Genomic DNA, 19,837 nt, shown 5'->3' with positions numbered 1-19,837 from the left:
GCGCCTCCGTTTCCAGCCGGGCCCCCCAGTTGTGACCTGGGCGATGCACGCCACGGCGCGGGGCCTCGCCGGCGTATGCGCGGGGCCTCACCGGCGTACGAACGTGTCGACCACCGTGTCGAAGTACTTGCGCACCTGCTCCGCCTCCGCCACCGGTCCCGAGACCCACACGGCGTACATCCTGCCGCCCTCCTCCCAGCACAGGTCGTACGTGCGCCGCGCACCGGCCGGCTCCTGGAAGCCGTCCCACGTGAACTCCAGGAGGGCGGCCGGGCGGCCGTTGCGCGTGGTCTCGGTGACCTCGCCGTCGCGGTAACCGGGGTGGGTCCGCGGCCCCTCGGTGTCCGCGCGGCGCTGCGCGGCGAGCGGGCCGCCCGGCTTCCGGTCGGACTCCTTGATGCCGACGCGGTAGGTGCCACCCGGCGAGACGTAGAAGACGCGGGGCCCCTCGGTCCGGCGCGCGAAGCCCTTCGGCACGGCGATCGTGAAGCCCTCCGGGTCCTTCGCCAGGCGGTACCCGTCCGGCGGTTGCGGCGTGGACGGCTGGGGCGTGGTCGGCTGGGGCGTACGGGTGTGCTGCGTGACCGTCACAGTGGGCGTCGGGCCGCTGACGGAGGTGGACGGCGAGGCCGTGTTCGCCGGCGCGCCGCCCTCCCCGTCCCTGCCGAGCAGCAGCGCGGCGGCCGAGACCCCGGCCCCGGCCATGGCCGCCGCCAGCGCCCCGGCGATCAGCATGACCCGCCCCTGGCGGACGCGCGCCGCGCCGGGCTCCGGGAGGCCGGCGCCCGTTCTGCCGTGGCCCGAGCGCGCGGGCATGTGACCGGTGTCGAGGTACGCCCGCAGCAGTTGTTCCGCCTCCGCCGCGCCGAGGCGCCGTCGCGGGTCGCGCTCCAGGAGGCCGAGGACGGCCGGGAGGAGCGGTGCCGCGCTGTCCGGCGGCCGTATCTCCTCGTAGACGACGGCGTGCAGGACCCCGCCGATGGAGTCCCTGCGGAAGGGCGACTCGCCGGACAGCGCGGTGACGAGCAGCGCGCCGAGCGACCACAGGTCCGACTCCGGTCCGGTCCGCTCCCCCGCGATGCGCTCGGGCGCGGTGTACTCGGGCGAGCCCACGAACGACCCCACCTCCGTGAGCGTCGTCGCCCCGCTGACCTGCGCGATCCCGAAGTCGGTGAGGACGACGCGGCCGGTGGCCCGCTCCACGAGGACGTTGGCGGGCTTGAGGTCGCGGTGCAGGATGCCCGCCTCGTGGGCCGTGCTCAGGGCGCCGAGGAGGTTGATGCCCATGCGCGCGACCGCCTGCGCGTCCAGCGGACCGTGCCGCGCGATCTGGCCCGCGAGGGAGCCGCCCTCGATCAACTCCATCACTATGTAGGGCTGTTCGTCCTGCACGACGACGTCGTGGACGACGACGATGTGCGGGTGCCGCAGCTGCGCCACCGCCCGAGCCTCGCGCAGGGTCCGCTCGCGCGCCTGCGTGGCCTCGGTGTCGGAGAGCGACTCGTCCCGCTCCAGCTCCTTGACGGCGACCTGGCGCGCGAGCAGCAGATCGGTGGCCCGCCACACGACGCCCATGCCGCCCCTGCCGAGCCGCGCCTCCAGGCGGTAACGGCCCGCGATCACACGGGCGCTGCCCCCACCTGCGTGGTCTCCCAGGCTCCCCATGCGGCCATCATGCCCCACACGTGTGCGAACGGAATGCGTCTCACCGAGCGGCTGGTGGGTTCCGGCCGCACGGGACGGGCGCGCCGGGAGCGCCGGGGGGCGCACCACGCGCCCCAGGGGCGGGCGCGGGGCGCTCAGCCCTCGCGCCAACCCCGCAGCATCGCGTCGAACTGCTCGCGGGTGGCGTCCCAGTTGTCGGCGGGGGCCGACATGTAGATGGCGTACTCCACGCCGTCACGGCTGAGATAGGTCTGTTCGATGGCGCGGCGCGGGCCCCTGGTGGTGTCGTTCGCCCCGGCCTGCCAGCTGAACTCCCACAGGGCGCCCGGCTGGTCGCGGAACGTGTTGGAGTTGAGGTGCAGCCGCCGGTACTCGGGGAGCCGCAAGGTCTTCTCCAGTGCCAACAGGTGCAGGTACGCGGTCTCGTACTGCGGTTTCCTGTCGACACCGATGCGCAGGAAGCGGCGGCCGCCGTCGGGGGTGTAGTCGATCTGGTTCCCGTCCGTCTGGCGCTTCCAGCCCGGGGGCAGCATGAGGCTGAAGCCCTCCGGGTCCTTCACCCGCCGCCAGTCGGCGGGGATGCCGCCCACGGTCTCACCGGCGGTCTCCGCCGTGGACCGCTCCTGGCCGCCGCCCCCCGTGACCTGCAGATAGCCGAAGACACCGGCGCCGCCGAGCAGCGCCGCCGCGACGGTCAGCGCGGCGACGGCCAGCCCGCGCCGACGCCTCCCCACCGGGCGGGCCGGGGCGGAGGCGTGGCCCTCGATCACCGTGTGGGGCCCGCCCCGCGCCTCCTCGGCGGCGGTGGCCGCCTCGCGCCGTGCCGTGGTGGCCGGGCGCCGGCCCGTGGCGTGCGCCTGCGTCGGTACGTACGCCTGCGCGGTGTTCGGCCGCCGGCCCTCCGCGGCCTCGGCGAGCATGTGTTCGGCCTCCGCGGCGGTGGGCCTGGCCGCCGGGTCCTTGCGCAGGAGGGCGCTGATGACGGGTGCGAGGACGCCGGCGTGCGCGGGCGGCGCGGGCTCCTCGGTGACCACGGCCTGCATGGTGCCGATCGGCGAGGCGCGCCGGAACGGGGAGGTGCCCTCGACCGCCGTGTACAGCGTCGCGCCGAGCGCCCACAGGTCGGAGGCGGGGCCGGGGTTGGCGCCGCTGACCCGCTCGGGCGCCAGATAGTCGACGGAACCGACGACTTCCCCGGTGCGCGTGATCGTCGAGTCCCCCTCGATCGCCGCGATGCCGAAGTCGGTGAGCAGAATCCGCCGGTCCCGCGCCAGCAGGACGTTGCCGGGCTTGACGTCGCGGTGCAGCACCCCGGCGGCGTGCGCGGCGCGCAGGGCCTTGAGCGTCCACAGGCCGATGCGGGCGGCCTCGACGGCGTCGACGCGGCCCTCCTCCCTGACCGCGTCCGCCAGCGAGCGGCCTTCGACCAGCTCCATCACGATCCAGGGCCGGTCGTCGTACTCCAGGACGTCATGGACGGTGACCACGGCGGGATGGTTGATCCGCGCGGCGGCCCGCGCCTCGGCGTGCGTCCGCGCCAGGAGGACCGTCCGGTCGGCCTCCTGCACGTACTGCGCGGCCGTCAGTTCCTTGACGGCGACGGCACGGTGCAGCACCTCGTCGTGGGCGCGCCAGACGCGGCCCATGCCACCGCGGCCGATGGACTCCCCGAGTCGGTAGCGGCCCGCGAGGAGCAGGCCCTGGCTCTGATTCACGTTCCCCCGCAATGGTCTTGACAGGGTCAGGGTAGGGAGAGAGCGGCGCGCACGGAACCGCAGGGGGCCCACGGAGACCTCTATGTGACGCATGCCGTGGATGTACCGGGGTGGGCGGGTCGGCGGTCCTCGCGGTGCCAGGGGCTAATCGGTGACCTGGTACGTCTTGGACGCCTGCTCGAACAGCCGCGTCACCTCGTCCCGTTCGGCCTCGGGTCCCCGCACCTGCACCACGTGGTACTTCCCGCCCGCGACCATCGCGAGGTTGCGTACGAAGACCTCACGGCCCTGTCCGTCCTGCCAGGTGAACTGCCCCTCCGCCATGGCCCGCCCGCCCACGTCGATGCGGCGCATACCGCTGGAGGTGGCCCAGGAGGAGTCGCGGAACGGCTGAAGCTCGCGCTCGTGTTCCCGCTGGTACTTCATGGGGTCGCTGCCGTAGCTGTCCGTGGTGTCGCGCCCCGGCACCACGAGCAGTTCGAAGTCGCCGTGGGTGTAACGGACCTGGCCGCGCCCGTTCTTGGGCTGCCGGTCCCAGCCGCGCGCCACGGCGACGCGGAAGCCTTCCGTGTCCTTGCGCAGGGTGAAGCCTTGCGGCACCTCGGGCCCGCTGGTCCGCGCCTCCTGCGAACTGGGGCTGTTGCCGGCCTTGCCCTCGCCCTCGCCCTCACCCTTGTCGCCGCTCTTGCCGTCGCTCTTGCCGTCGCCCTCGTCCTCGTGGCCGGGGTCCGCGCTCGCCTCGCCCACGGCTCCGGCGCGGTCGCCCGACCCCTTCTCGTCGGCCTTGGGCAGGAACAACATGGCGTACGCGACCGCCGCGGCGAGCCCGATGAGGATGGCCAGGAGCAGCAGCCGCCCGAGCGAACGGGGCCTCGCCGAGCCCCGAACCTGCGGCACCCGCTGCGGCGCGGCCTCACGGACCGGCTCGGCCTCACGCGGCGGGGCCGCACGGAGCCGCCGCGGCTCACGGGGAACGCGCGCGGCCTTGACGGCCCGCGTCTCCTTGCCCCTGCCCCGCTTGTGGCGGCCGTGCCCCCCGGCAGCCACGGGCGCGGCGGCGCGGCGCCTGCGCACGACCTCACCACGACGGCGTACGACGGGCAGCCGTCCGGCGTCGTACGGCGGCACCGGCACGACATGCGCCCCGGCCTCCGGCTCCGGAGCCGAGCGCACCAGGGAGCGGAGCCATCCGCTCAGCTCCTCGAAGTCCAGCCGGTCGGTGGGGTCCTGACGCAACAGGGACTCGACCACGGGCCGCAGCGGCCCGCACTCCTCGGCGAAGGCGGGCGGCTCGGCGCACACCACCTGCACCAGTTCGGCGGTGCTGTCCTCGGGGTAGGGCGCGTGTCCCTGCACGGCGCGGAAGAGCAGCGCGCCCAGGGCCCACAGATCGGTGGCGGGGCCGATCGGCGCGGCGAGCTGCCAGTTCTCGTGTACGGGACCGGCCTGCTCGGGGGCCCACCGCTCGGTGACGGCCCCGACGACCACCATGCGCGCGTGCCGGGCCCGCTCGGCGGCCAGAGCGGTGGCGGGCCCGCGGGGGGCTCCGGTCTCACCGCCGGGTCCGTCCCATGCTCCTCGGGTGTCGCGTGGGGTGCCGGGGGTGTGAGGCGGGTGGGCGGCGCCGCCCTGTCCCCGGTCCGCCAGGCCGCCGCCGTACTCGCGCGGGGCCACTACTCGGGCCCCGTTCTCCCCCCGGCCCGCCTGCCCGGGGCCTCGGGCTCCGTCGCCGCCCCGGCCGCCGCCTTGGCCGCCGCGGTCTGTGTCCCGCGCCGCAAAGTCCTTCTGGCCGCCGCCGCGCGGAACCGCCCCGTGCCAGGGCTTCGTACCGCCGACTCCGTAGGGGTCCGAGATCCGCCCGGCCGTCCCGGACTCCGCGTCGCCGCCTCGTGGGCCGGGAACACCCGTGGCCCTCCCGGGCTGCGGCTCCTCCTCGACGCGCGCCGAGGCCGCCCGTGCCGAGGCCCGTGCGGCGCCCGGGCGATACGCCGCGACGGACCCGCCGCGCGCGCCCCGCGTCCCGCCCCGAGCGGAGCCCCCGGGCTGACCCGGCTCCCCGCCCCACTCGACCTCGTCGTACGCCTCGGGTGCGGGCTCGAGCGGCATCCCCCGGTCCTCGTAACCGGCCTGGGAAGCACTTTCGTACCCAGCCTGCGAGGCACCCCCATAAAGGCCCGCAGAGCCACCCCCAGCACCCTCGTGGGCGCCCTCGAAGGCGCCCTCCTCATACGCGGCCACGTTCCCGACCGACCCCGCCGAGCCAGCGGCCTCCCCCGCCTCGACGGGCCGGGGGTCGTACCCGCACAGGGCCTCCTCGGCCGCGCCGGCCGCGAGACCCGTCAGCATCACGCGGCCGTCGTCGCAGATCAGCACCGTGCGCGCGGTGATGTTCCGGTGCACCCAGCCGTGCGCGTGCAGCACCCGCAGCGCCGCCAGGACGTCCGCCGCGACCTCGGCGGCGCGGTAGGGGCTCAGCGGCTGGTCCGCGAGGAGTGCCGCCAGCGGCCTCGCCGCCACCAGTTCGCTGACGATCCACAGCGAACCGCCCTCGGCGAACACGTCGAAGACCTGGTCGAGCCGGGGGTGGTCCGGTATCTGCGCGGCCGTCTGCGCCGCCTCCATCGCGCGCCGCACGGCCGGGTCCGTGGGCCTGCGCGTCGTACGCGCGGAGGCGCGCCGCACCCCGGCGCCGCCCGGACGCGCCCCCTCCCGGGGCACGAACCCCTCGGGCAGGTCGTCCTCGTCGAGCACCTCCGCCTCGACGACCTCGGGCAACGGCACCTGCCTGACCAGGACTTCCTGCCCGCTGTAGGTGTCGAAGGCCCGGGATTCGGCCAGCTCGTACTCGTCCGAGGGAGGCAGCGGCAGGCGGTAGCGGTCGGCGAGCACCCGTCCCGCATAGTCGTCCACGATGCCTCCCCCGTCCGCCCGGTGGTCAATTCCGATCGACTTACGGCTTGTTGTGGCTCGCTGCGGCATTCTGTGCCCGCAAGCCTTCACGATACGTGCCGTGGGCGAACCGCAATGAGGGGATACGAGATCTCAGCTCAGGACTTCGGCTCGAACGTCCTCGTGAAGGTCCGCCACGTGGCCCGCCGCTCCTCGCTCTTCCAGTCGTCGGCCTTGGCCGTGTACATCATTCCGTAGCCGAGCCCGCCGTTGACGACGAAGCCGCGGTCGACGGAACGGTACTTCGTGCCGCCCTCCACGTAGGTGAACTCCCAGTCGGCGGTGTTCCACCCGCGGAAGTCCACCTTCTCGATCCTGATCCGGTCGTACTGCGACCGGACCATGTAGTTCTCCTGGTTCTTCCAGTCGCTCACCGGGTTGTCCTTGGGCGTGGTCGTCCAACCGAGCAGCAGCTTCTGGCCATCGGGCCCGGTGAACCGCGCGCCCGCCCTGCCCGTGGACTGGTACTTCCACCCCTTGGGCAGCCCGATCTTGAACCCCTGGTCGTGCTCGTACGTGGACGCGGCGCCGTCACCCGGCTTCTTGCCGTCGTCCTGGCTCGGGTCGTGCCCCTTGCCCTCGTCCGACCCCGGCTCGTCGTCCTTGCCCTGCTCCTTGCCCTGACCCTGGCCCTGTTCCTTGTCGTCGGCGGGACCGGAGCCGCCGTCCGTCTCCTTGCCCGCGTCCTTGCCGCCCTCGCCGCCCGCGGTCGCCCCGCTGGACGCGGCCTTGTCGCCGCCCTTGCTGTCCCGGCCGGAACCGCCGTCCTCACCGTTCGACAGCGCGAAGGCGAGCACCGTGCCGAGCACGGCGAGCACAGCCACCACGGACACGATGACCAGCGTCCGGCGCGGCACCACGTCGGTGAGCGACGCCTTGGGCGGCACCCGGGGCGCCACCCGCGGCGGCGCGCTCGGCGCCGACGGCACAGCGGCCCCACTCCTGGCCCCGGCCGCACCGGAACCGGCCGAACCGGAACCAGCCCCTGGGCCCGTCCCCGAACCGGCCGCAACACCCGCACCGGCACCGGCACCCGTACTGGCACCCGCACCCGTCACCGACCCGGCGGCCTTGCGGACCGACCGCAGCGCCCCCTTCAGCCGATCCGCGGCCTCCTCGCCCTTGCGCCCCGCGACGGACCCGGAGGCACCGGCGGCAGCGGCACCCGCACCCGCCTTCTTCGTCAGCCTGGTCTGCGGCGGAACCGGCGGCAGCGGCACGACCTTGGTCGCCTCGACCGGTTCCGGCTCCGCTTGCGCCTTCGCCTCCGGCGCGCGAAGGACGTCCATCAGCAGCGCGCGCGCCCCGGCGTCGTCCAGCCGCTGCTGGGGGTCCTTGGCGAGCAGGCCGTAGATGACCGGCTCCAACGGCCCCGCGTTCACGGGCTTGTCGACGTCCTCGGTCATCACCGCGGTGAGGGTCGCGATGGCCGACCCCTTGTCATACGGAGGCACGCCCTCCACCGCCGCGTACAGCAGGCCGCCGAGCGACCACAGGTCGGCCGCGGGGCCCGGCTTGTGCCCGCGCGCCCGCTCCGGGGAGATGTACGAGGGCGCGCCGACGAGCATGCCGGTCGACGTGATCGACGGGTCGCCCTCGACCTGGGCGATGCCGAAGTCGGTGAGCACGACCCGGCCGTCCTCGGCGATCAGCACGTTCGACGGCTTCACGTCGCGGTGCAGGATGCCCTCGCGGTGCGCGGAGCGCAGCACGTCGAGGATGGCGAGGCCGACCTCGGCGGCCCGCCTCGGCGTGAGCACGCCGTCCTCACGGATCGCCTCCGCGAGGGACTTGCCCTCGACCAGCTCCATCACGATCCACGGCCGGTCGTCCTCGTCGACGACGTCGTAGACCGTCACGGCGCTGGTGTTGCGAATCCGCGCGATCGCCTTGGCCTCGCGCAGCGTCCGCGTGATGAGCCGCCGCTTCTCGTCCTCGTCGATGCTCGACGGGAACCGCAGCTCCTTCACCGCGACCGTACGGCCCAGCGTCTCGTCCTTGGCGCGCCACACAGTGCCCATGCCGCCGCGGCCGAGCACCTCTCCCAGCCGGTACCGGCCGGCGAGGAGACGTTCGCTCCTGTCCCGACGGGCCTCACCCGTCTGCTCCGCGTCCGACATGCGTCCCCTCTGCTGCTACCGCTGCTACCCGAGCAACCCGCCCTGACAGAGCCTTCATTGTCCCTTACTCGGGGACCGGCCGGCGCCCAGGGTCCATCGACCCTCATCATGGCCCGCGCGCGGGGAGGAAGCGCCACGCCGACCACGGGCGACACTCTTCCGCTGCTCAGCGGTCCAGGCAAGGCCCTGACCACGACCCTCGTGGCCCGGGAGCGGTCCGCACCACCTCCACTTCCCCTCTGTCTCTGCGGCCTGCTCTGCCTCACGGAGACTCAACAACCCCATGGGACAAGGCCGGTACGTCCCGGCACGCCGGCACCCGAGGGCGGGCACACACCGGTTGCCGAGGTCGGCACACGGCGTCCGCCCGGTCAGCCGAGCGGCACGATGTCCGGCGCTCCCAGCCGCGCCGCGTCCGCCGTCAGGTCGTCCGGCTGGCGCTGCGACTCCCGCTCGGCCTCCACCCGCTTCTCGTAGTGCTGCACCTCCCGCTCGATCTGGTCCTTGTCCCAGCCGAGGACCGGCGCCATCAACTCGGCGCACTCCCGGGCGCTGCGGGTGCCCCGGTCGAACGTCTCGATGGAGATGCGGGTGCGCCGCGTCAGAACGTCGTCGAGGTGCCGGGCGCCCTCGTGCGACGCGGCGTAGACGACTTCGGCCCGCAGGTAGTCATCGGCCCCCGGGAGGGGTTCGCCCAGCTTCGGGTCGCTGGTGATGAGTTCGAGCACCTCTTCGGCCAGCGAGCCGTACCGGTTCAACAGGTGTTCCACGCGCACGACATGAAGACCCGTCCGCGCGGCGATCCTCGCGCGGGCGTTCCACAGCGCTTTGTACCCTTCCGCCCCCACCAGCGGGATGTCCTCGGTCACGCAGTCGGCGACCCGCTGGTCCAGGCCGTGCACGGCCTCGTCGACGGCGTCCTTGGCCATGACGCGGTACGTCGTGTACTTGCCGCCCGCGATGACCACCAGGCCGGGCGCCGGGTGCGCGACGGTGTGCTCGCGCGACAGCTTGCTCGTGGCGTCCGACTCTCCGGCGAGCAGCGGCCGCAGGCCGGCGTAGACCCCCTGGACGTCGTCGCGGGAGAGCGGCACCGCGAGCACGGAGTTCACGTGTTCGAGCAGATAGTCGATGTCGGCGCTGGACGCGGCCGGGTGGGCCTTGTCGAGGTCCCAGTCCGTGTCGGTGGTGCCCACGATCCAGTGCCGTCCCCAGGGGATGACGAACAGGACGCTCTTCTCGGTCCGCAGGATCAGGCCGGTCGTGGAGCTGATCCGGTCCTTGGGGACGACCAGGTGGATGCCCTTGGAGGCCCTGACGTGGAACTGCCCGCGCTCCCCGACCATGGCCTGGGTGTCGTCCGTCCACACACCGGTGGCGTTCACGATCTGCTTGGCGCGGACCTCGTACTCCCCGCCGCCCTCCACGTCCTGCACGCGGGCGCCGACCACGCGCTCGCCCTCGCGCAGGAAGCCGGTGACACGCGCGCGGTTGGCGACCTTGGCGCCGTACGCCGCCGCGGTGCGCACGAGGGTGGCGACATAGCGGGCGTCGTCCATCTGGGCGTCGTAGTACTGCATGGCGCCGACCAGGGCGTCCTTCTTCAGGCACGGGGCGACGCGCAGGGCGTGGCGGCGCGTCAGGTGGCGGTGCAGGGGCAGACCGCGGCCGTGTCCGCGTGACATCGACATGGCGTCGTACAGCGCGACGCCCGATCCGGCGTACAACCTCTCCCACCCCTTGTGCCGCAAGGGGTAGAGGAACGGCACCGGCTTCACGAGGTGCGGGGCGAGCCGCTCCAGGAGCAGGCCGCGCTCCTTCAGCGCTTCGCGGACGAGCGCGAAGTCCAGCATCTCCAGATAGCGCAGCCCGCCGTGGATCAGTTTGCTCGACCGGCTCGACGTGCCCGAGGCCCAGTCGCGCGCTTCGACGAGGCCGGTGGACAGGCCGCGGGTCACCGCGTCGAGGGCGGTTCCGGCGCCGACCACCCCCGCGCCCACCACCAGGATGTCCAGCTCCCTGTCGGCCATTCCCGCAAGTGACTCGGCACGCTCCGCCGGCCCCAGTGTCGCTGTCCTCACCGCTGCCTCCCGCTGTGATCGGGTGTGGTCGGACTCACATCATGCCCAGATTTCCCCCGCGCCCGCCGATCTCGACCGCAGCCTGTGGACAACACTCCGGACCGACAGGGGAGCGCAATGCCACAAAACGGTCATATTTACTCCTAGTCTGACATTGCGCTGGTCCCCCCTTGTCCACAGGGCTTGCGCGCTCGTCACGCTCCGGCTATTGGGAGGACGGCCCACCCGCCATGCCCGCAGATCTCGCCGTCATCGGTCTCGGCCACCTCGGCCTGCCCCTCGCCCAGGCCGCCGTCGCACGCGGCATCGCCACCATCGGCTACGACCCGGCCCGCGCCACCGACCTGGCAGGCGGCCGCCTGCCCTGCGACGGCGCCGAGGGCACCCTCACCGCCGCCGACGTCCGCCGGATGCTCTCGGGGGGCTTCCGGCCGACCACCGACCCGGCCCCGCTCGGCAGAGTGCGCACCGCCGTCATCTGCGCGCCCACCCCGCCCGCCGCCGACCGCTCGCTCGACCTGAGCCAGGTCGCCGACGCCGCCCGGGCCCTGGCCGCACGGCTGCGCCCGCACACCACCGTGATCCTCGAATCTCCCGCGTACCCGGGGACCACCGAGGATTTCGTCCGCCCGATCCTCGAATCCGGTTCGGGCCTGCGCGCCGGCCGCGACTTCCACCTCGCCTACTCCACCGGCCGCCTCGACCCCGGCAACCGCTCGCACGGCTACGCGTGCACCCCCAAGGTCATCGGCGGCCTCACCCCGGCCTGCACCGAGTCGGCGGCCGCCTTCTACGGCCGCCTCACCGACAAGGTCGTACGCGCGCGGGGGCCCCGCGAGGCCGAGACCGTGCACCTCCTGGAGACCAACTACCGGCACGTCAACATGGCCCTGGTCAACGAGATGGCGGTGCTCTGCCACGACCTCGGCATCGACCTGTGGGACGTCATCCGCTGCGCCGAGACCAAGCCCTTCGGCTTCCAGGCCTTCCGCCCCGGCCCCGGCGTCGGCGGCCACGGCGTCCCCCTGGACATCCCCAACCCGTCCCGCGGCGCCCGCCCCCTGCGCATGGTCGAACTGGCCCAGCAGGTCAACGACCGCATGCCCCAGTACGTCATCCAGCGCTCGGCCACGCTGCTCAACGAACACGGCAAGTCCGTCCGCGGCGCCCGCGTCCTGCTCCTCGGCGTCACCTACAAGCCCGACCTCGCCGACCAGCAGGGCGCCCCGGCACAGGAGGTGGCGACCCGTCTGATGGAGCTGGGCGCGGCCGTCAGCTACCACGACCCCTACGTCCCCAACTGGAGCATCCTCGGCCGCCCCGTCCCGCGCGCGGACTCCCTCTACGAGGCGGCGGCCGACGCCGACCTCACGATCCTGCTCCAGCACCACCGCACGTACGACCTCCAGGGGCTGGCCGTGAAGGCACAGCTGCTGCTCGACACGCGCGGCGCGACCCCGGCGGGCGCGGCGCACCGCCTGTGACGACGGAAAGGGCCCCGGTACGAAGTACCGGGGCCCTTCCACGAACGGTCCGTCAGCGCTTGTGCTGCGAGTCCGCGACCGTCACCTCGACGCGCTGGAACTCCTTCAGCTCGCTGTAGCCCGTGGTGGCCATCGCGCGGCGCAGCGCCCCGAAGAAGTTCATCGAACCGTCCGGGATGTGCGAGGGACCGGAGAGGATCTCCTCGGTCGTGCCGACCGTGCCGAGGTCGACCTTCTTGCCGCGCGGCACGTCCTCGTGGACGGCCTCCATGCCCCAGTGGTGGCCCTTGCCGGGCGCGTCCGTGGCGCGGGCCAGCGGGGAGCCCACCATCACGGCGTCGGCGCCGCACGCGATGGCCTTGGGCAGGTCGCCGGACCAGCCCACGCCGCCGTCGGCGATCACGTGGACGTACCGGCCGCCGGACTCGTCCATGTAGTCACGGCGGGCGGCCGCGACGTCGGCGACGGCGGTGGCCATCGGCACCTGGATGCCCAGGACGTTGCGCGTGGTGTGCGCGGCGCCGCCGCCGAAGCCGACGAGGACACCCGCGGCGCCGGTGCGCATCAGGTGCAGGGCGGCGGTGTAGGTGGCGCAGCCGCCCACGATGACCGGCACGTCCAGCTCGTAGATGAACTGCTTGAGGTTCAGCGGCTCGGCGGCGCCGGAGACGTGCTCGGCGGAGACGGTGGTGCCGCGGATCACGAAGATGTCGACCCCGGCGTCCACGACGGCCTTGGAGAACTCGGCGGTGCGCTGCGGGGAGAGCGCGGCGGCGGTGACCACACCGGAGTCGCGCACCTCCTTGATGCGCTGCCCGATGAGGTCGGCCTTGATCGGCGCGGAGTAGATCTCCTGGAGGCGCCGGGTGGCGGTCTCCGAGTCCAGCTCGGCGATCTCGTCGAGCAGCGGCTGCGGGTCCTCGTACCGCGTCCAGAGCCCTTCGAGGTTCAGGACGCCGAGGCCGCCCAGCTCGCCGATGCGGATGGCGGTCTGCGGGGAGACCACCGAGTCCATGGGAGCGGCCAGGAAAGGCAGCTCAAAGCGGTAGGCGTCGATCTGCCACGCGATCGAGACCTCCTTCGGGTCGCGGGTGCGCCGGCTCGGTACGACGGCGATGTCGTCGAAGGCGTACGCGCGGCGGCCGCGCTTGCCGCGCCCGATCTCGATCTCAGTCACGTTGTGGGGCCTTTCCCTCTTGGTCTGCCTGTCCAGTATCCCCGACACACACGGAAGGGGCGGCCCCGGTGAGCCGGGGCCGCCCCTCCACGCGCGCGTGGAGCGCAGGAGACTACTTCGTACGGCTGTAGTTCGGCGCTTCGACCGTCATCTGGATGTCGTGCGGGTGGCTCTCCTTGAGTCCCGCGGACGTGATGCGGACGAAGCGGCCGTTGGCCTGGAGCTCGGGGACGGTGCGCCCGCCCACGTAGAACATCGACTGGCGCAGACCGCCGACCAGCTGGTGGACGACCGCGGAGAGCGGGCCGCGGTAGGGCACCTGGCCCTCGATGCCCTCGGGCACCAGCTTCTCGTCGGAGGCGACGCCCTCCTGGAAGTAGCGGTCCTTGGAGAAGGAGCGCTGGTCGCCGCGGGACTGCATGGCGCCGAGCGAGCCCATGCCGCGGTAGGACTTGAACTGCTTGCCGTTGATGAACATCAGCTCACCGGGGGACTCCTCGCACCCGGCGAGCAGCGAGCCCAGCATGACCGTGTCCGCGCCGGCGACGAGCGCCTTGGCGATGTCTCCGGAGTACTGCAGGCCGCCGTCGCCGATGACCGGGACACCGGCCTCCTTGGCGGCGAGCGAGGCTTCGTAGATGGCCGTCACCTGCGGGACGCCGATGCCGGCGACGACACGGGTGGTGCAGATGGAGCCGGGGCCGACGCCGACCTTGATGCCGTCGACACCGGCGTCGATGAGCGCCTGGGCGCCCTCGCGCGTGGCGATGTTGCCGCCGATGACGTCGACGCCCGGGGCGTCGGACTTGATCTTGGCGACCATGTCGCCGACCAGGCGGGAGTGGCCGTGCGCGGTGTCGACGACGATGAAGTCGACGCCCGCGGCGACCAGCGCCTGGGCGCGCTCGAAGGCGTCACCCGCGACACCGACGGCGGCGCCGACCAGGAGGCGGCCCTCGCCGTCCTTGGCGGCGTGCGGGTACTTCTCGGCCTTCACGAAGTCCTTGACCGTGATGAGGCCCTTGAGGATGCCCGCGTCGTCGACCAGCGGCAGCTTCTCGATCTTGTGGCGGCGCAGCAGCTCCATGGCGTCCACGCCGGAGATGCCGACCTTGCCGGTGACCAGCGGCATCGGCGTCATGACCTCGCGGACCTGACGGCCGCGGTCGTTCTCGAAGGCCATGTCGCGGTTGGTGACGATGCCGAGCAGCTTGCCCGCAGCGTCGGTCACCGGGACACCGCTGATGCGGAACTTCGCGCAGATCGCGTCGGCCTCGCCGAGCGTCGCGTCCGGGTGCACCGTGATCGGGTCGGTGACCATGCCGGACTCGGAGCGCTTCACCAGGTCGACCTGGTTGGCCTGGTCGGCGATGGAGAGGTTGCGGTGCAGCACGCCGACGCCGCCCTGGCGCGCCATGGCGATCGCCATGCGGGACTCGGTGACCTTGTCCATCGCGGCCGACAGCAGCGGGACGTTCACCCGTACGTTCTTCGAGATGTACGAGGAGGTGTCGATCTGGTCGGGCGCCATGTCCGACGCGCCCGGCAGCAGCAGCACGTCGTCGTAGGTCAGCCCGAGTGTCGCGAATTTCTCGGGCACCCCAGTCGAAGAACCGCCGTTTGCAGTCATGACACCTTCCCCAAATGGCCTTGATCGGTGCGGATGTCCATGCTAACGGGAACGGAGGGTGTCTCATTCCACGATCAAGATCATCAGCACTCTTTGTACGTTCGTACGTCGACCCGTGGGCAGGTGCTCACTGCTCAGCGAGCGCCCTGAGGCGGCTCAGCGCCCGGTGCTGGGCCACCCGCACCGCGCCGGGCGACATGCCCAGCATCTGTCCGGTCTCCTCGGCGGTGAGCCCGACGGCGATCCGCAGCAGGAGCAGTTCGCGCTGGTTCTCCGGAAGGTTGGCGAGGAGCTTCTTGGCCCACTCCGCGTCACTGCTGAGCAGGGCGCGCTCCTCCGGGCCGAGCGAGTCGTCGGGCCGCTCGGGCATCTCGTCGGAGGGCACGGCGGTGGAACCGGGATGGCGCATCGCCGCGCGCTGGAGGTCGGCCACCTTGTGCGCGGCGATCGCGAAGACGAACGCCTCGAAGGGCCGCCCCGTGTCCTTGTAGCGCGGCAGGGCGAGGAGCACCGCGACGCAGACCTCCTGCGCCAGGTCCTCCACGAAGTGCCGCGCGTCACCCGGCAGCCGGGACAGCCGGGTGCGGCAGTACCGCAGGGCCAGCGGGTGCACGTGCGCCAGCAGGTCGTGCGTGGCCTGTTCGTCGCCTTCGACGGCGCGAAGGACGAGGGCACCGATCACCGTCGTCTTGTCATCGCGCATCGGTCCATGGTGCCTTGGTGGCGACTGATCCGTGGCACCGCGTCCGTAGTTGTGCACTGAAGCGTTATGAGCAGGTGCGCCGGAACTCATCTCCTGCGCCCTCCCCTCCCGCTCGATCGACTCGTCCCCGAGGAACTCCACACCTCAAGGATGCGGCATCGGCGGCGAAGCGACGGCAACCGCTCCCGAAAAGGTGGAAAGCGGGCGTCCGTCGCCCCGCCCGCCGAGCGGCGGGCGGGGAGCACCGCGCCCCCGCTGCGGCGCACTCAGCGGACCAGACCCCAGCGGAAACCGAGCGCCACCGCGTGTGCCCGGTCCGAGGCGCCGAGCTTCTTGAAGAGCCGCCTGGCGTGCGTCTTCACCGTGTCCTCGGAGAGGAACAGCTCGCGTCCGATCTCCGCGTTCGACCGGCCGTGGCTCATGCCTTCGAGCACCTGGATCTCCCGCGCGGTGAGCGTGGGCGCGGCGCCCATCTCGGCCGAGCGCAGTCTGCGCGGCGCGAGCCGCCACGTGGGGTCGGCGAGGGCCTGCGTGACCGTCGCCCGCAGTTCGGCGCGTGAGGCGTCCTTGTGCAGATAGCCGCGGGCGCCGGCGGCGACAGCGAGCGCGACCCCGTCGAGGTCCTCGGCGACGGTGAGCATGATGATGCGCGCACCGGGGTCGGCGGACAGCAGCCGCCGGACGGTCTCCACGCCGCCCAGACCGGGCATGCGTACGTCCATCAGAATCAGGTCCGAGCGGTCGGCGCCCCAGCGGCGGAGGACTTCCTCGCCGTTGGCCGCCGTCGTCACACGCTCGACGCCGGGCACGGTCGCGACCGCCCGGCGGAGCGCCTCTCGGGCAAGCGGGGAGTCGTCGCAGACGAGGACGGATGTCATGACTGTCCTCCGCGGCTCTCACAGCTGCTGCGCGTCACCTTGAGCCTCCAGGCTGGTACTTATTCGTCACCTGTGCGGTTGACGCTCTCGGACACCTGCCCGAGCGCTTCTTCTCTCAACCGCCTCCGCCCTCTCAACGACGGTCACCCGAAAGAGTTACGGGGCTGCCAGTCATCTTCGGCACTCTACGTGAGGGCCCGGACACAGAGCAGAGCGCGCGGGAGACCCTCAACGTTTCATCACAAGCTATGCCCCATTTAGCGCCTTTTCTTCCCATTTACCGGTGTCTGTGGCTAGATTCGCAATGAGTCATATTTTCATCTCCTTAGACAGTAGATGTACGGTCATGGCACGGTCATGGGCACCGTATCCGCGTCAGAACGGCTTCAAGGGGACCAGCAATGGCAGATTTCTCCCGCCTTCCCGGACCGAACGCAGATCTCTGGGACTGGCAGCTCCTCGCGGCCTGCCGCGGGGTCGACAGCTCGCTCTTCTTCCACCCCGAGGGCGAGCGGGGCGCGGCGCGCAGCGCACGAGAGAACTCCGCCAAGGAGGTCTGCATGCGGTGCCCGGTACGTGCGGAGTGCGCCGCTCACGCGCTCGCGGTGCGCGAGCCGTACGGCGTGTGGGGCGGGCTGACCGAGGACGAGCGCGAGGAACTCATGGGGCGGGCCCGCAACCGCCTGGTCACGGCGTCCGCGGCGGCGGACAGAACCGCGTCACACCCCTGAAGGAACGTTTCTCCACGGGCCTCTCCGGACGGGGCCCGGCGCCCGCTCAGCGGGCCGCGGCCCGCGCGAGGTGGTCCAGTGTGGCGGCGACGGCCGGCACCTGCGCCAGGTCCGGCAGCGTGAGCGCGACGATCTCCCGCCGCACGGCAGGCTCCACCGTCACCGTCCGGGCACCCCTGGGGCGCACCGACTCGATCGCCAGTTCTGGCAGCACCGCCACTCCCAGACCCGCGCCGACCAGCCCGATCACCGCCGGATAGTCGTCGGTCGCGAAGTCGATCCGGGGCACGAAACCCGCCCCCTCGCAGACCTCCACCAGCTGCCGTCGGCAGCGCGGGCAGCCCGCGATCCACGGCTCGTCGGCGAACTCCCCGATGGTGACCGCGTCGGCCCCCGCGAGCCGGTGCCCCTCGGGCACGAGCCCGACGAGCCGGTCCGCGAGCAGCGGCCGCACGACGAGGTCGTCCCACTCCTCGGCGGCGGACGCGCCGCCGCCCCTGCCCTGAGGTGCTTCGCGCCGCCCCTCGTACCGGAAGGCCAGCGCCACGTCGCAGTCGCCCTCGCGGAGCATCTCCACCGAGCGCGGCGGCTCCGCCTCCACGAGGGACACGCGTGTGCCGGGGTGGGCCGCGCGGAGCGCCGCGAGGGCGCCGGGGACCAGGGTCGAGCTGCCGCTCGGGAAGGAGACGAGGCGGACCCGGCCCGCGCGCAGACCCGCGATGGCGGCGATCTCCTCCTCCGCGGCGGTGAGCCCGGCGAGGATGCCCGTGGCGTGCCGGACCAGGGCCTCGCCCGCCTGCGTCAGGCGCATCTCGCGGCCGGTGCGGATCAGCAGCGGCGTGCCGGTCGAGGCTTCGAGGGCCTTCATCTGCTGGCTCACGGCGGGCTGGGTGCAGCCGAGTTCGCGGGCCGCCGCCGAGAAGGAGCCGGTGGCGGCCACGGCGCGCAGGACACGGAGATGACGGGCCTCGATCATGCTTTCGAGCATAAGCGATGCTTGTACATGATGCGAAATATTAGGTCGCGCCTTTGGGGCCGGGGCGCCTACTCTGCGGGACATGAAGCTTCTCTCCGTGAACCTGGGCCGTTCCGAAGCCGTCCCGTACACCGACGCCCCCTATGGCCGCACCGGCATCGCCAAGCGCCCCACGTCCGAGCCGGTCCTGGTGAGCGCGCCGGGTCCCAAGGGCGTCGGCGGCAGCGGCCTGGCCGGCGACGCGATCAGCGACCTGCGCCACCACGGGGGCAACGACCAGGCGGTGTATGCCTACGCCCGGGAGGACCTCGACGCCTGGGAGCGAAAGCTCGGGCGGCCCCTGCCCGACGGCTCCTTCGGAGAGAATCTGACGACGTCCGGGCTCGACGTGAGCGGCGCGAAGATAGGAGAGCGCTGGCGGATCGGTGCCGATCTGGTGCTCGAAGTGACCAGCGGCCGCATCCCCTGCCGTACGTTCCAGAGCCACCTCGGTGAGCGGAGGTGGGTGAAGCGGTTCACCCAGGAAGGCGTTCCCGGCGCCTATTTCCGGGTGATCGAGCCGGGTGAGATCAAGGCCGGCGACCCCGTCGAGATCCTGCACCGGCCGGCGCACGAGGTCACCGTCGCCCTCCAGTTCCGCGCCGTCACGACGGAGGAGACGCTGCTGCCGCTGCTGCTCGCCGCGGGCGATGCGCTGCACCCCGAGGAGGCCCAGCGGGCGCGCAAGTACGTGGCGCGCTCCGGCGTCGAGGTCTCGTGACCCGGAGGCTCGGCGTCCGCGCGACATGGCCGCCGCCGGACCTCACTAGCCTTGGGCCATGACTACGGCTCTGATTACGGGATCAACCGCCGGCATCGGCGCCGCCTTCGCGCGACGCCTCGCCGGTGACGGCCACAACCTCGTCCTGGTGGCGCGCGACACCACGCGGCTGCGGGAGCAGGCGACCGAACTGCACGACCGGCACGGCATCGAGGCGGAGGTGCTCACCGCCGACCTCTCGACGGACGCGGGCATCGAAGCCGTCGAGAAGCGGCTCTCCAACCGCAGGGACGCGGTCGACCTGCTGATCAACAACGCGGGGTTCGGCAACAAGGGGCGGTATCTGGAAGTCCCGATGGCCGACGAGCTGACCATGCTCAAGGTGCACTGCGAGGCGGTGCTGAGGCTGACGTCGGCGGCCGTGGAGTCGATGCGGGAGCGGGGCCGGGGCGGCGTGGTGAACGTCGCGTCGGTCGCGGCGTTCCTGCCGCGCGGGACGTACGGGGCCTCCAAGGCCTGGGTCGTGCAGTTCACGCAGGGCGCGGCGAAGGACCTGGCCGGTTCCGGGGTGCGGCTGATGGCGCTGTGCCCCGGCTTCGTACGGACGGAGTTCCACGAGCGGGCCGGGATGGGCACGTCCAACATCCCCAACTGGATGTGGCTGGACGCGGACAAGCTGGTGGCGGCGGCGCTGGCCGACTTGGCGCGAGGCCGCACCGTCTCGATCCCGGACCCCCGCTACAAGGCGCTGATGGGCGTGGCGAAGCTGACCCCGAGGAACCTGCTGGGCGGGGTCACGTCGCGTACGGGGCGGAAATACGGCCCTCAGTAGCCCTGGCCCCGGAGATGCGGTCGCGCCCCTGAAGGGACGCGGGGCACTGCGCGACCAGCCGAGAACAACCCGCACCCGGCAACGCCACGACAACCCGGCAGACGCAGCCCCGGAAAAGGCCGAGGCCCGGCCCCCC

Annotated in this window: 14 protein-coding genes; 4 read left to right on the top strand and 10 right to left on the bottom strand. The window is 72.5% G+C overall.

All coding sequences use genetic code 11. The annotated features are described in order from the left end of the window. Nucleotides 1-87: 87 nt before the first annotated feature. From J2N69_RS22360 to J2N69_RS22340, 5 genes are all read right to left on the bottom strand, one after another. Nucleotides 88-1,665 (bottom strand): serine/threonine-protein kinase, encoded by a 1,578-nt coding sequence (locus tag J2N69_RS22360; protein ID WP_230902323.1) that lies wholly within the window; start codon nt 1,663-1,665, stop codon nt 88-90. Between the two features lie 134 nt (nt 1,666-1,799). Beyond that, nucleotides 1,800-3,380, bottom strand: a complete 1,581-nt coding sequence (locus tag J2N69_RS22355) for a serine/threonine-protein kinase (protein WP_269075623.1) — start codon at nt 3,378-3,380, stop codon at nt 1,800-1,802. Nucleotides 3,381-3,524: 144 nt separating this feature from the next. Then, a complete protein-coding gene (locus J2N69_RS22350; protein WP_230902322.1) occupies nt 3,525-6,290 on the bottom strand; it encodes a protein kinase in 2,766 nt (921 codons plus the stop codon). A gap of 137 nt (nt 6,291-6,427) precedes the next feature. Next, nucleotides 6,428-8,449, bottom strand: coding sequence for a serine/threonine-protein kinase (locus J2N69_RS22345; RefSeq protein WP_230902321.1), 2,022 nt, complete (start codon nt 8,447-8,449; stop codon nt 6,428-6,430). 371 nt (nt 8,450-8,820) lie between these two features. After that, entirely contained in the window at nt 8,821-10,530 is a 1,710-nt protein-coding gene (locus tag J2N69_RS22340) for a glycerol-3-phosphate dehydrogenase/oxidase (RefSeq protein ID WP_230902320.1), read from the bottom strand. A gap of 230 nt (nt 10,531-10,760) precedes the next feature. On the opposite strand from J2N69_RS22340, the gene J2N69_RS22335 reads away from it, so the two are divergent. Beyond that, complete coding sequence (locus J2N69_RS22335) at nt 10,761-12,014, top strand: nucleotide sugar dehydrogenase (RefSeq protein WP_230902319.1); 1,254 nt, start codon at nt 10,761-10,763, stop codon at nt 12,012-12,014. A gap of 52 nt (nt 12,015-12,066) precedes the next feature. On the opposite strand, the gene J2N69_RS22330 is transcribed toward J2N69_RS22335, so the two are convergent. The 4 genes from J2N69_RS22330 to J2N69_RS22315 form a co-directional block, all read right to left on the bottom strand. Beyond that, nucleotides 12,067-13,191 carry a GuaB3 family IMP dehydrogenase-related protein gene (locus J2N69_RS22330; RefSeq protein ID WP_230902318.1) on the bottom strand — a complete coding sequence of 375 codons (1,125 nt, stop codon included), beginning with the start codon at nt 13,189-13,191 and terminating at the stop codon, nt 12,067-12,069. Nucleotides 13,192-13,303: 112 nt separating this feature from the next. Continuing rightward, complete coding sequence (guaB, locus tag J2N69_RS22325; RefSeq protein ID WP_230902317.1) at nt 13,304-14,821, bottom strand: IMP dehydrogenase; 1,518 nt, start codon at nt 14,819-14,821, stop codon at nt 13,304-13,306. Nucleotides 14,822-14,948: 127 nt separating this feature from the next. Next, entirely contained in the window at nt 14,949-15,524 is a 576-nt protein-coding gene (locus tag J2N69_RS22320) for a sigma-70 family RNA polymerase sigma factor (RefSeq protein WP_127909693.1), read from the bottom strand. A gap of 266 nt (nt 15,525-15,790) precedes the next feature. Beyond that, nucleotides 15,791-16,402: a response regulator transcription factor gene (locus tag J2N69_RS22315; RefSeq protein ID WP_003948568.1), complete on the bottom strand. Its 612-nt coding sequence runs from the start codon at nt 16,400-16,402 to the stop codon at nt 15,791-15,793. Between the two features lie 401 nt (nt 16,403-16,803). Between J2N69_RS22315 and J2N69_RS22310 the strand changes: the two genes are divergently transcribed. After that, on the top strand, nt 16,804-17,133 hold the full coding sequence (locus J2N69_RS22310; RefSeq protein ID WP_230902316.1) for a WhiB family transcriptional regulator: 330 nt from the start codon (nt 16,804-16,806) through the stop codon (nt 17,131-17,133). A gap of 46 nt (nt 17,134-17,179) precedes the next feature. Here the strand turns inward: J2N69_RS22310 and J2N69_RS22305 are convergent, their stop codons facing one another. Then, nucleotides 17,180-18,109, bottom strand: coding sequence for a LysR family transcriptional regulator (locus J2N69_RS22305; RefSeq protein ID WP_230902315.1), 930 nt, complete (start codon nt 18,107-18,109; stop codon nt 17,180-17,182). Between the two features lie 82 nt (nt 18,110-18,191). On the opposite strand from J2N69_RS22305, the gene J2N69_RS22300 reads away from it, so the two are divergent. Beyond that, the gene (locus J2N69_RS22300; protein ID WP_230902314.1) at nt 18,192-18,869 is read left to right on the top strand and encodes an MOSC domain-containing protein; all 678 of its coding nucleotides are present in this window, start codon (nt 18,192-18,194) and stop codon (nt 18,867-18,869) included. 58 nt (nt 18,870-18,927) lie between these two features. Further along, the gene (locus tag J2N69_RS22295; RefSeq protein ID WP_230902313.1) at nt 18,928-19,701 is read left to right on the top strand and encodes an SDR family NAD(P)-dependent oxidoreductase; all 774 of its coding nucleotides are present in this window, start codon (nt 18,928-18,930) and stop codon (nt 19,699-19,701) included. Nucleotides 19,702-19,837: the final 136 nt, after the last annotated feature.

Origin of the sequence: Streptomyces huasconensis, assembly GCF_021028635.1 — a bacterium.
GTDB lineage: Bacteria > Actinomycetota > Actinomycetes > Streptomycetales > Streptomycetaceae > Streptomyces > Streptomyces huasconensis.
The sequence above is the reverse complement of the archived record's forward strand: the minus strand, read 5'-3'. Positions and strand labels throughout refer to the sequence as shown.

What these genes read in the sequence shown, in the direction of transcription:
- J2N69_RS22320 (WP_127909693.1), bottom strand. Translation starts at nt 15,524, where the DNA reads ATGCGCGATGACAAGACGACGGTGATCGGTGCCCTCGTCCTTCGCGCC.
- J2N69_RS22310 (WP_230902316.1), top strand. Translation starts at nt 16,804, where the DNA reads ATGGCAGATTTCTCCCGCCTTCCCGGACCGAACGCAGATCTCTGGGAC.
- J2N69_RS22315 (WP_003948568.1), bottom strand. Translation starts at nt 16,402, where the DNA reads ATGACATCCGTCCTCGTCTGCGACGACTCCCCGCTTGCCCGAGAGGCG.
- J2N69_RS22360 (WP_230902323.1), bottom strand. Translation starts at nt 1,665, where the DNA reads ATGGGGAGCCTGGGAGACCACGCAGGTGGGGGCAGCGCCCGTGTGATC.
- J2N69_RS22335 (WP_230902319.1), top strand. Translation starts at nt 10,761, where the DNA reads ATGCCCGCAGATCTCGCCGTCATCGGTCTCGGCCACCTCGGCCTGCCC.
- J2N69_RS22345 (WP_230902321.1), bottom strand. Translation starts at nt 8,449, where the DNA reads ATGTCGGACGCGGAGCAGACGGGTGAGGCCCGTCGGGACAGGAGCGAA.
- guaB (WP_230902317.1), bottom strand. Translation starts at nt 14,821, where the DNA reads ATGACTGCAAACGGCGGTTCTTCGACTGGGGTGCCCGAGAAATTCGCG.
- J2N69_RS22295 (WP_230902313.1), top strand. Translation starts at nt 18,928, where the DNA reads ATGACTACGGCTCTGATTACGGGATCAACCGCCGGCATCGGCGCCGCC.
- J2N69_RS22300 (WP_230902314.1), top strand. Translation starts at nt 18,192, where the DNA reads ATGAAGCTTCTCTCCGTGAACCTGGGCCGTTCCGAAGCCGTCCCGTAC.
- J2N69_RS22305 (WP_230902315.1), bottom strand. Translation starts at nt 18,109, where the DNA reads ATGATCGAGGCCCGTCATCTCCGTGTCCTGCGCGCCGTGGCCGCCACC.